This window comes from Amycolatopsis sp. SID8362, from assembly GCF_010550475.1.
Lineage (GTDB): Bacteria > Actinomycetota > Actinomycetes > Mycobacteriales > Pseudonocardiaceae > Amycolatopsis > Amycolatopsis eburnea.
This window is the reverse complement of the sequence record NZ_JAAGNB010001516.1, coordinates 1-10,404: the sequence shown is the minus strand read 5'-3', so window position 1 is coordinate 10,404 and position 10,404 is coordinate 1. Positions and strand designations below refer to the sequence as shown.

Sequence of the window (10,404 nt, the reverse complement as noted above, 5' to 3'; positions counted from 1 at the left end):
ACGGCCAGCAACGCGCCGCCCGGCACGTCGAGTTTCTCCTTGGTACCGCGGGGTTTCGCGGGCAGCCCGCGCCACCCGAGCAGAAGAGCGGGCACGCACAGCGGGAGGTTGACCAGGAAGATCGACCGCCAGCCGGGGCCGGCCGCGAGCAGCCCGCCCAGCGGCGGCCCGCCGAGGGTCGCGGCGGCGAAGACGGCGGTCTGCCAGCCTTGGCGGCGCAGGAGCTCGTCGCGCTCGAACAGCTCGCCGAGCGCGCTCATCGCCGTCACGATCAGGCCGCTCCCGCCCAGCCCCTGCAAGGCGCGGGCGGCGATCAGCGACCCGATGTCGGGCGCGGCGGCGCACCACGCGGAGGCTGCGGCGAACACGAGAACCGAAGCGGCGAAGGACGCGCGCCTGCCGTAGAGGTCGCCGAGCCTGCCGTGCAGCGGCGTCGCGACGGTCAGGGTCAGCAGGCCGGCGGCGGTCACCGCGACCAGGCCGGTGCGGGCGTGCAGGTCGGCGCCGATGGACGGCAGGGCCGCGGTGACGATCAGGCCGTCGAGCTGGGCCATGGCCATGCCGAGCAGGAGCCCGGCGAACGCGAGGTTCCGAGATGCGTGCATAAAGCACACGTTATAACGTGCATTGTGCACACATCAAGGGACGGCGGCCCCGCGCTCTTCCGCCTGGTCCGCCACTGGGCCCGCCAATGGGCACCGGACGTCGTCGAGCGCTTCGCCGCCGACGCGCCGCCGACGTGGACGGTGCCGAACCTCTTCGTCATCCAGGCGATCGACGGCGCGGCGGCCGACGAGGTCACCGTCGCGGACGTGGCCCGCCAGCTGGGCATCGACCGCTCGGTCGCCAGCCGGATGACGACCGAAGCGGCCCGCGACGGCTTCGTGACGCGCTCGACGTCGACCCGCGACGCGCGACGCGCGGTGCTGACGCTCACCGACGAGGCACGGGAGTTCCTCGCGGCGTCGCAGGCCCACCAGCGCCAGGCGTTCGAGGCGCTGGTGGGGCACTGGCCCGCCGAAGACCGCGAGCGCTTCGCGGGCTACCTGAGCCGGCTGGCGGGCGAAGTCCTCGGCTAGCTTTCGGCCAGGAAGGCGTTCAGCGCTTCCCAGGCGTGCCAAGCCCGGGTGACGCCGAACTGGGCGTTGAAGCGCAGCGCGGCGCGGACGTCCTCCGGGGCCGCCCCACCCCGCAGCGCACGCCCGACGTGCGTGCGGAACGTGTCGGCCAGCGTCTGGTAGTGGATGTCGACGCTGAGGCTGGCCAGCCCGCGTTCGCGCTCGCTGAGCGTGCCGGGACCGTGCCCGGACCGCATCCGCGACTGCAGGTCGAAGTAGCCGGCGAACTGCGGGTCCAGCTCGGCGAGCCGGGCCCGCACCGCCTCCGGCAGCGGGCTGGGGCCCGCCGACAGCAGCTCCTCGGGCAGCGGCTCGGCGGCCGGCCGGGGGATCCCCAGCTCCGCCTCCAGCCCGGCGAGCCGTTCGAGTCCCTCGGCGGCGGCGTGGTAGCCGGTGTCGTAGGAGACGAACCGCAGGAGCTCACGCACGTCGGCGGTGGAGACGCCGGCGGCCAGCCCGGTCCGCACGTGCGCGGCGAACACCCCGCCCAGGGTCGATTGGCAGACGTCGGCCGTGACGCGCAGGAACGTCTTCTCGCGGTCGGTGAGCTCGGAAATGGCATCGAGGTGGCCGGCGGTGGCGCCCGCGAGCTGCGCGAACACCAGGTCGAGCGGTTCGGTGGTGGTCAAGATCGTGCTCCCTCATCGAGTGAACAATCGTAGCGCTACAGCTGTAGTGCGAGTGACACTACAGCTGTAGCGCAATGGGTGTCCAGCTATGCTGCCGGTGATGGACGGAACCCCTGCCGCCCGCCGGCGGCCCAATGCCCGAGGCCAGGGCGAGCTGCTGCGGGACGAGATCGTCGCGGCCGCGGTCGGGATGCTCGACGAACTGGCCGACGACGAAGCGCTGTCCCTGCGGGCGGTCGCGCGGGTGGTGTCGATCGCGGCGACGTCGGTCTACCTGCACTTCCCGGACCGGGACGCGCTGGTGCTGGCCGCGATGCGGCGCTGCCACGAAGACCTCGTCCGCACGGGCGACGAAGCCGCCGAAGCCGCCCCGGATCCGGCCGCGGCCCTGCGCGCGCGGATCCTGGCGCAGGCCGCGTGGGCGCGCGAGCACCCCGGGCTCTACAAGGTGCTGCACGAAAGCCGGGTCCACCGGCGCCACGGCATGCCGTTCAAGGAGGTGATGGTGGCCCGCACGACCGAGGCGGTCCAAGCCTGCATGGATGCCGGCCTCGCCCCCGCCGACGACGCCGCGACCGTCGCCATCGACCTGCGGACCGCCGTCAACGGCATGCTGGCCCAGCGGATCAACGAGCCCGACCTGCCCTGGCCCCCGGCGGTCGAGCAGATCGACCGGTTCCTGGTGAAGCTGGCCGGCCTGCGGCGCTGACTTGTGTTCACCGCGAGAAGGGGCTTGGGTGGGCGGGTATGAACCCGGGTTACCCGACGGTGCTCCCGCGGATGGTGGTGCGCGACGTCGTCGCCACCGTCGCGTTCCTGCGCACGGTGTTCGGCGCGACCGGTGAGACCGAGAGCGGCCGGCCCGCCGAAATCCGCATCGGCGACTCGCCGCTGCTGGTGTCCGCCGAAGGCGAGCGCGAGCTCTTCCCCGCGTTCCTGTACGTCTACGTCGCCGACGTCGAGGCGACGTACCGCCGCGCGCTCGACTGCGGCGCGACCAGCCTGGAGGAACCGGCCGACCAGCCCTACGGCGACCGGCGCGCGATGGTCCGCGACCCGTTCGGCAACGTCTTCCAGATCGCCCGGCGCCGCGGGTGAGCGTCAGTCCGGCAGCGCCGTCCGGCCGGTCAGACAGCGCTGCACCAGCGGGCCGAAGCTGCCGGCCAGCTCGTCCACGGACGCCGACGCGATCGGTTCGATCCGCACGATGTACCGCGCGACCGCGAGACCCAGGATCTGGACGTTGACCATGCCCGCCCGCAGTGCGGCGTCCGGCGCGTCGAGCATCCCCGCGAGCCGGCCGGTGATCTCCCGGTCGATGAACTCGCGCAGCAGCGCTTCGGACCGTTCGTCGGTGGGCGCCGACCTGGTCAGCATCACGAGCGGGGTGCGGTCCGACTTGTCGAGGTTCTCCAGGAGCGTCCGGACGATGCGTTCGCCGATGGTGTCGAGGCCGCCCGTGAAGACCGACTCGATGGCCGGCGGGACGGCGCCGGACATTTCGATGGCGGCGGCGAACAGGCCCTGCTTGGTGCCGAAGAAGTAGAACACCATCGCGGGGTCGACCTCCGCGGCGGTGGCGATCGCGCGCACGGTCGTGCCGCGGTAGCCGTGCCGGCCGAACAGCTCGCGGGCGGTCCGCAGGATCCGCTGCTTGCTCTCCGCGCCGGACCGCCAGCGCCCGGGGCGGCCGTGGATGTCTTGCTCTGCCATGACCGCCGAAGCCTAACACTCTTTCTTCATCACGCGGTGGAGTTTGCCGTACAGTGTTCTTCATCAGGCGGTGAAGAAAGGGGTGGAGACGTGAAGGTGATCGTGATCGGCGCCGGCCTCGGCGGGTTGACGCTGGCCCACGGGTTGCGCCGGGCGGGGATCGACGTCGTGGTCTACGAGCGGGACGGCGAGGCCGGCCGTCGGCAGGGCATCAGCCTGCACGTCGACGACCGGGGCGCCTCGGCGTTGCGGGCGTGCCTGCCTCCGGCGCACGCCGCGATGGCGGCGGCCACCACGGGCGCTCCGCGCGAGCGGACGTTGACGCTGTCCGACGTGGCCGGAGAGCTCACCGTCGTGGACGCGCGGCCGACGGACGGCGCCGAGGGCCGGGCGCGGCCCGGCCGGCAGACGCATCGGCCGCTGCTCCGGGCGATCTTGCTGACGGGCCTGGAGGATGCGGTGCGGTTCGGGGCGGAGTTCACGCGGTTCGAGCGGCGGGCGACGGCACGGTCCGGGCCTGGTTCGCCGACGGCCGCGTGGACACCGCCGACGTGCTGGTGGGCGCGGACGGGATCGGTTCGGCCGTCCGCCGCCGGTACCTGCCACATGTGCGAGTGACCGACAGCGGACGACGCATGCTCATGGGCGCGACACCGCTGCGGGCCGCGGCCGGGCTGCCGGAGCTGATCGGCGACAGCCCGGCCGTCGTGCGGGTGGGAGGCACGATGATGGCGCTGGGCGTGCTGCGGTTCACCGAATCTCCCCTGACCGCGCGGGAGCGGTGGCTGCCGTCACTGCGTCCCGGCGCCGTCGCCGGGATCGAGGACTACGTGATGTGGGCGCTGCCCACCACGCGAGAGGGGCTCGATTCGGCGGGCTCGCCGGGTGACCGGGCCCGGGAGCTGGCCGCGGAGCTGCACCCGGCCTTGCGGGCGGTCGCCGCGCAGGCGTGGCCGGACGTCACGGTCGCGCTGCGGATCGGGACGATCCCGCCGATGCCCGCTTGGCCCGCCGGCCCGGTGACGCTCCTCGGCGACGCCATCCACCTGGCCCCGGGCTTCGGCGGCAACCTGGCGATACAGGACGCGCACCACCTCTGCGAGGCGCTGGTCGAGGCGCACCGCGGCCGGCTCGACCTGCTCGACGCGATCGGGTCCTACGAAGACATCATGCGCCGCACCGGTTTCCCGTCCGTCCCGGCGAAGGCGGGCGCATGAGCCTCGACGCGCTGACGAAGAAATCGCTGTCGTTGTTCAGCGCGGTGGGCGGGTGGCGCACGGTCGCCGAAGGCGTCGCGTCGCGGGCGCTGTTCCTCGTCGCGTACCTGCTGAGCGGGCGGGTGCTCACGGCCGCGCTGATCGCCGTCGGCGGCGTGTTCGTGTTCGCCGTGGTCCGGATGTGCACCGACCGCAAATTCTGGCAGCCGGTGGTCGGGCTGGTCGTGGTCGGGGTGTCGGCGCTGCTGGCCGGGAGCACCGGGCACGCGGTCGACTTCTACCTCACCGCGGTCCTGATCCAGGCAGGCGGCGCCGTCGTGTTCGGGATCTCGATGCTGGCGCGGTGGCCGGTCATCGGCGTGGTGCTGGGCGCCGTGCGCGGCGACCGCTTCGCCTGGCGGCGCGACCGGCGGCAGCGGCGGCGCTACATGGTCTGCACGGCGGTGTTCCTGGCGAAGTTCGCCGTCGTGACAGCCTTGCTGGTGCCGCTGTACCTGACCGGGAAGGTCGTCGCGCTCGGCGTCGCCGCCACGGTACTGGGCGGCGCGCCCGCCGCAGGGGTCTGCGTTTACCTGTGCTGGCGGATCCTGCGCACGCACGAGCCTGCCGTCCCCGTGCCGAGCGGTGGCTGACGGCCGGGCTACTCCCCGGTGCTGCCGTCGATCGACTCGCGGAGGAAGTCGGCGTGGCCGTTGTGGCGGGAGTACTCCTCGACCAGGTGCACGAGGATCCAGCGCAGGGTCGGCGTGTTGCCGTCGCGCAGGGAACGCCGGGCCCGCTGTGCCAGGTCGCCGCTCGCCAGCGCGTCCCGCACCGCCGCCCGCGAGCGCTCGACGGTGTCCTGCCAGAGCTCGCGGAGCTGCTCGGGGGTGTCGTCCGCGGCGGAATCCCAGTCCCAGTCGGGTGTCTCCGCCCAGTCGACCGCGTCGAACGGCGGTCGCCGGTCGTGGCCGGACCACACGTAGGAGAACCAGTTGTCCTCCACGTAGGCCAAGTGCTTGAGCAAGCCGCCGAGCGTCATCGTGGCCGGCGCGACGGTCGCGCGCAGGCCCGCCTCGTCCAGGCCGGCGCACTTCCAGGCCAGGGTCGCGCGGTGGAAGTCGAGGAAACCGAGGAGGGTCGCGGCTTCGTCGCCGTCGAAAGGCGGTTCGGGCCGCTCCTGTTCGTCCACGGAGGTCAGCTTACGGCGTCAGCGGGCGCACGTCCCAGACCCACACCCCGCCGACGAACTCAGCGGGCTTGCGCAGCAGCAGTTCCACTGTGGACTTGAGGGCTTCCTGGTTCTGCCGCGGGCCGACCACGAGCACGTCGGCCTTCCAGTAGCGGAGGTCGGCCAGGGCCTGGGTGCGGTCCGCCTCGGTGACGTTCGCGGCCTGGCCGGTGCGCTCGACCTCCGCGAACAGGTCCGACGTCGGCCGCGGCACGGCGCCGTAGCGGCCGCGGCGGTCGTCGGCCGAGGTCGGGCCGACGAAGTAGCCCTCCGGCATCGGGTACCCGAGGCCGGCGTCGACCTGCCAGTGCAGCGGCTCGGCCTCACCGGTGCTCGGCAGCGGCACGGGCACCAGCGAACCACCGGGAGCGAGGTACTGGCGCCAGATGCCGTCGGCGAAGAACGGCGGCGAAAGCGGGCGCTGGTGCGTCACCAGTTCCGTCGGCGCGATCGGGAGGAGCACGGCTACGACGGCGCCGACCCAGAGCATCTTCAACGGGAAGCGCGGTTTGTCTTCGAGGGGTTGCGGCAGTTCGGCCGCCGCCGTCCAGACGCGGTGCGTCGCGATCGCCAGCAGCCCGCCGACCACGGGGATGCAGCCCATCGCGAGCCGGGACTCGATCAGCGAGTCCAGCAGCGGCAGCTGGCCCAGCCACTTCCACAGCCCCGGGACGCCGGTGTCCTGGTGCGCCACGGTGATTTCGACACCGAGCGAAAGGAAGGCCATCACGTACATCGTGATCGCGAGCGCCCGCGCGACGACGTCGCGCCACAGCCAGATCGTGAGCACGACCATGAGCACGATCAGCGGCCAGCCGAAGAACGCGTTCTCCTCGGTGCGGTTCATCGAGACGTCCGCGGCGGCTTCCGGGCTGCCGGCGATCGACTGCGTCGCGAAGCGCGTGAGGGCCGCGGTGTCGTTGCCCGCCGAACCGTGCAGGAGGGAGTGGAAGCTGTAGGGACCGAAGAACTGCCAGTACAACGGGAATCCGGCGATCACCACCGCGACCACCGCGCCGACGCCGACGCCCTTGCCCAGCGGCGCCAGCATGCCGCGGATTTCCGCGCGGCGCGGGATCAGGTAGGAAATCACGAAGACGAGGAAGGTGAGCGCGAAGATCGCCAGCGGCTCTTCACCGAGCAGGATCTGCCACGCGACGAGGACGCCGAGCACGATGCCGTTGCGCACCGGGCGTTCGCCGCGCGCGATCTGGATGGTCTTGAGCGCGATGAAGGGCAGCACGAACAGCACGACGAAGTTCGGGTGCGCGTTGCCGTGCGAGATCATCGGCGGGGCGAAGCCGCAGAAGGCACCGCCGATCGCGGCCGCGGTCCGGTTCGGCACCAGGTGGCGTGAAAACACCCAGTACCAGCCGAACGCGGTGCCGGCGAGGCCCGCGGTCAGCACGATGGCCCAGGTGAGCGTCGCGCCGAAGGTCAGCGTGATCGGCGCGAGCGGGATGTTCAGGCCGAACATCGCCGCGTTCGCCGCCATGTTCACGCCGTCCGGGTAGTTCTGCAGGTCCGTGGTGAACGGGTTCTGGAAGTGCAGCACGGACTTCGCGACGACCGTGGAGTACCACTCCCACTGGCTCTGGTCGGACGCGCCGTTCCAGAGGTAGCCGCGCTTGAGGTCGAACCAGAGCCCGTTGTAGAGCAGGATCGTGAAGAGCAGGAAGCCGCCGCCGATGGCGGTGTCCTGCCACGCCCAGCGTTTCGGGCCGGTGGGTGCTTCGGGGGCGGGCGGGACGAGCTCGGGGACGGCTTCGGACTTCAAGCTCACGGTTCGACCACCCTGGCGAAGAAGTAGAGGGCACCCGTGGCGGCGTGCCGGACCAGTAGCAGGAACGGCCGGTCCACCGTGACGGCGACCGGTTCGTCGATGATCATCGAGGTGAGCCGCATCGTCAGCGCGGTCGCCGCGGCCCCCTCGAAGCCTTGTTCGTCGACGCGCAGCACGGCTTGGTGCAGCACCTCGGAGACCGTCAGCCGCGGGTCCGGGGAAAGCCCGGAGAGGTCGGCATCGTCGGTGAACATGGTGCGCACGCCCAAATCGCGCAGCACGCCGGTGAGCGAGCTGGGCACGTCGAGCGAAACTTTCGGGAGCGCGAGCTCCACCGGCTTGAAGCGGATCTCGCCGAGCAGGCTCGCCAGCTTCGCCTGGTCGAGCGCGGCTTCGGCCTCGGCGAGGTCGCCGTCGGGCAGCAGCACGACGGCCTGCAGCCCGCCACCGCCCGCCAGCTGCACGGCCTGCCAGCCGTCCGCGTGCGCGTAGCCGACACTCTCGCCGAGCCACATGGTCGGCACGTCCCGGGTGCCGGACGGCGCGTGGAAGGGCGCGTCGGAGGTGTTGGCCTCGCGGAACGGCAGCTTCCAGGCAGCTTTGAGGTAAAGCGCGTTGACCAGCACGGCGGCGACGTCGCGGTCGATCGACCCGGGCGGCAGCAGCTGCGGGATCAGCCCCCGCGTGGTCCGCCCGACATCATCGTTGATGAGTGCCCGCGCGGCTTCGGGCTCCTTCTCGAAGGGCGCCCCGGCGACGGCGGCCCCGGGCCACCCGGCGAGTTCGCTCTTGAAGGAGTCCTCGAGCGGGAGCCGGTCGTCGGCCCACAGCGTGTTGGCGACGGCCAGTTCGGGCTGCTCACCGCGCTCTTCGACGAGCTGAGCGGCCTCCTTGAGGAGCGCGGTCTGCTCCCCCAGCAGGGCGACCAGCTCGTCCCGCGTCCGCCCCCGCGCGGCGAGCGCGGCGAGGGTCAGCGCACTGGCCACCGAATACGGCGAGAAACAGCTGTTCCCGCCCTCGGCACCGAGGGCCTGGTGAACGGCGAGGGCGAACCGGAGGTGGCTGTCCGTGGCCATGCGGGCGAGACTACCGGAACGCCGCACCCCACCGGGCGGCCACGCGGAACTCCGCCCACGGGTGACAAATCCCCCACCGGCCGACGCGGAGCAGGGTGCTAGTGCCGCTCCCCCGAATGCCCGGCCCCCGCACGACCGGTAAGCGGAACGGCACTCGCCCCCGTGCCGCCCGGGCAAGCCGCCCGAGTGACCGCGCCCGCCGACCGAAACAGCCGGGCCGGCCGCCCCAACCCGCACCGCCGAGCGACCCGCCGCCCGATCACCGCGCTCGCCAGCCGAAACAACCAAGCCCGCCGCGACACGACCAGGAGGCTGAGCCCAAGCCCGCCGCCGCAACCGAGGGCCGACCGCCGCACGACCGGTGGGCGGAACTCCGGCTCGCACCCGAATGCGGCTCAGGCCCGCGCACGCTCGCCCACCGAAACCGGCTCGCGCCGCCTCGCGAGAGCCGCGGGGTTGCGGGGTTGCGGGCAGCGACTTACCCCGCGCCGCGTCGACGCTGAATCACCGGTGCAAGCGGGTCACGTGCCACGAGTACCACACGTGGGCCTGCGCGTCCGTCAGCGAAGCGACCTGGTCGATCACCACCCTCAGCAACCCCGCGTCGTCCTTCGCCGCGTTCCAGGCGGGCACGAACAGCGGGTCCAGCGACTCCGGCGCCCGGCGGGCCAGCGCGTGCACCAGCTCCGCCAGCAGCTCGCGCTGGCCCTCCTGCATGGCCAGCCTGCGGCGGTCGCTCATCACGTACCGCAGGGCCAGCGCCTTCAGCAGCGCCACCTCCGCCGCCACCTGTTCCGGGACCGCCAGGCGGGCGCCGTAGCGGCTCAGGGGGCTGGTGCCGAACGCCGCTCGCGTCCCCGTGACCGCCGCTGTCGTGAAGCGGCCGACCAGTTCGCTCGTCAGGCGCTTCAGCGCGACCTGGGCGCCCGGGGAGCCGTCCGGTTCCGCCTCGGCCAGCGCGGCCACCGCGGGCAGGGCCAGCAGCTCCGTCGCCGCGTTCTCCAATGTGGACACCGACTGCGACGAGAAGTGCTTGGCGGCGGCCTCGGCGACCGCCGCGCGCTCGTCCGGGTGGGCCAGCACGCGCAGCTTGATGCGGCCGGCCAGGACGCCGTCCTCGACGTCGTGGACCGAGTACGCCACGTCGTCCGCCCAGTCCATGATCTGGGCCTCCAGGCAGGTGCGCCCCTCGGGCGCGCCCTCCCGGAACCAGGCGAACACCGCCGTGTCGTCCGGGTACACGCCGTACTTCGCCGTGCCCGGCTTGCGGGGCCACGGGTACTTCGTCGTCGCGTCCAGGCACGCGCGGGTCAGGTTGAGGCCCGCCGGGGAGCCGTCGGGGCCGAGGAGCTTGGGCTCCAGCCGGGTGAGGATGCGGATCGTCTGCGCGTTGCCCTCGAAGCCGCCGCACGCCGCCGCGACCTGGTCGAGCGCGCGCTCGCCATTGTGGCCGAACGGCGGGTGGCCGATGTCGTGCGCCAGGCCCGCGGTGTCCACCAGGTCCGGGTCCGCGCCCAGCTCCTCGGCGATCCCGCGGCCGATCTGCGCGACCTCCAGCGAGTGCGTCAGCCGCGTGCGCGGGACGCCGGTGACCTCGGCGCCCTCCCCCGGCCCGACCACCTGGGTCTTGCCCGCGAGCCGCCGCAGCGCGGCCGAGT

At 72.7% G+C, this 10,404-nt stretch carries 13 protein-coding genes; 6 read left to right on the top strand and 7 right to left on the bottom strand.

The features are described from left to right. Positions 1–605: MFS transporter (locus G3I65_RS46480; RefSeq protein WP_160701766.1), on the bottom strand; the 605-nt coding region annotated here is incomplete at its 3' end. Between the two features lie 24 nt (positions 606–629). Between G3I65_RS46480 and G3I65_RS46475 the strand changes: the two genes are divergently transcribed. Continuing rightward, the gene (locus G3I65_RS46475; protein ID WP_160701765.1) at positions 630–1,079 is read left to right on the top strand and encodes a MarR family transcriptional regulator; all 450 of its coding nucleotides are present in this window, start codon (positions 630–632) and stop codon (positions 1,077–1,079) included. Here the strand turns inward: G3I65_RS46475 and G3I65_RS46470 are convergent. Further along, entirely contained in the window at positions 1,076–1,747 is a 672-nt protein-coding gene (locus G3I65_RS46470) for a carboxymuconolactone decarboxylase family protein (RefSeq protein ID WP_166641443.1), read from the bottom strand. The genes G3I65_RS46475 and G3I65_RS46470 overlap by 4 nt on opposite strands. 100 nt (positions 1,748–1,847) lie before the next feature. On the opposite strand from G3I65_RS46470, the gene G3I65_RS46465 reads away from it, so the two are divergent. Beyond that, entirely contained in the window at positions 1,848–2,456 is a 609-nt protein-coding gene (locus tag G3I65_RS46465; protein WP_160701764.1) for a TetR/AcrR family transcriptional regulator, read from the top strand. A gap of 38 nt (positions 2,457–2,494) precedes the next feature. Continuing rightward, on the top strand, positions 2,495–2,845 hold the full coding sequence (locus tag G3I65_RS46460; protein WP_203612696.1) for a VOC family protein: 351 nt from the start codon (positions 2,495–2,497) through the stop codon (positions 2,843–2,845). A 3-nt stretch (positions 2,846–2,848) separates the two neighbouring features. Here G3I65_RS46460 and G3I65_RS46455 read toward each other — a convergent pair whose 3' ends face one another. Further along, complete coding sequence (locus tag G3I65_RS46455; RefSeq protein ID WP_160701763.1) at positions 2,849–3,460, bottom strand: TetR family transcriptional regulator; 612 nt, start codon at positions 3,458–3,460, stop codon at positions 2,849–2,851. Positions 3,461–3,550: 90 nt separating this feature from the next. Here G3I65_RS46455 and G3I65_RS56705 point away from each other — a divergent pair, with 90 nt between their 5' ends. From G3I65_RS56705 to G3I65_RS46445, 3 genes are read left to right on the top strand one after another with little or no spacing between them, the layout of a single operon-like run. Further along, positions 3,551–4,078, top strand: a complete 528-nt coding sequence (locus tag G3I65_RS56705; protein ID WP_203612695.1) for an NAD(P)-binding protein — start codon at positions 3,551–3,553, stop codon at positions 4,076–4,078. Then, positions 3,997–4,677, top strand: coding sequence for an FAD-dependent monooxygenase (locus G3I65_RS56700; RefSeq protein WP_203612694.1), 681 nt, complete (start codon positions 3,997–3,999; stop codon positions 4,675–4,677). Before G3I65_RS56705 ends, G3I65_RS56700 begins: the two co-directional genes overlap by 82 nt. Then, positions 4,674–5,309 carry a DUF3159 domain-containing protein gene (locus tag G3I65_RS46445; RefSeq protein WP_160701762.1) on the top strand — a complete coding sequence of 212 codons (636 nt, stop codon included), beginning with the start codon at positions 4,674–4,676 and terminating at the stop codon, positions 5,307–5,309. The genes G3I65_RS56700 and G3I65_RS46445 overlap by 4 nt, the downstream gene beginning before the upstream one ends. A gap of 8 nt (positions 5,310–5,317) precedes the next feature. Here the strand turns inward: G3I65_RS46445 and G3I65_RS46440 are convergent, their stop codons facing one another. From G3I65_RS46440 to G3I65_RS46425, 4 genes are all read right to left on the bottom strand, one after another. After that, complete coding sequence (locus G3I65_RS46440; RefSeq protein ID WP_309236025.1) at positions 5,318–5,848, bottom strand: DinB family protein; 531 nt, start codon at positions 5,846–5,848, stop codon at positions 5,318–5,320. A gap of 10 nt (positions 5,849–5,858) precedes the next feature. After that, positions 5,859–7,670, bottom strand: coding sequence for a glycosyl transferase (locus tag G3I65_RS46435; protein ID WP_309236024.1), 1,812 nt, complete (start codon positions 7,668–7,670; stop codon positions 5,859–5,861). Beyond that, positions 7,667–8,746, bottom strand: coding sequence for a serpin family protein (locus G3I65_RS46430; RefSeq protein ID WP_160701761.1), 1,080 nt, complete (start codon positions 8,744–8,746; stop codon positions 7,667–7,669). The genes G3I65_RS46435 and G3I65_RS46430 overlap by 4 nt, the downstream gene beginning before the upstream one ends. Before the next feature lie 504 nt (positions 8,747–9,250). Then, a partial coding sequence (locus G3I65_RS46425) for a deoxyguanosinetriphosphate triphosphohydrolase (RefSeq protein ID WP_160701760.1) occupies positions 9,251–10,404 on the bottom strand: 1,154 nt, incomplete at its 5' end.

What these genes read in the sequence shown, in the direction of transcription:
- G3I65_RS46430 (WP_160701761.1), bottom strand. Translation starts at nt 8,746, where the DNA reads ATGGCCACGGACAGCCACCTCCGGTTCGCCCTCGCCGTTCACCAGGCC.
- G3I65_RS46455 (WP_160701763.1), bottom strand. Translation starts at nt 3,460, where the DNA reads ATGGCAGAGCAAGACATCCACGGCCGCCCCGGGCGCTGGCGGTCCGGC.
- G3I65_RS46460 (WP_203612696.1), top strand. Translation starts at nt 2,495, where the DNA reads ATGAACCCGGGTTACCCGACGGTGCTCCCGCGGATGGTGGTGCGCGAC.
- G3I65_RS46445 (WP_160701762.1), top strand. Translation starts at nt 4,674, where the DNA reads ATGAGCCTCGACGCGCTGACGAAGAAATCGCTGTCGTTGTTCAGCGCG.
- G3I65_RS46465 (WP_160701764.1), top strand. Translation starts at nt 1,848, where the DNA reads ATGGACGGAACCCCTGCCGCCCGCCGGCGGCCCAATGCCCGAGGCCAG.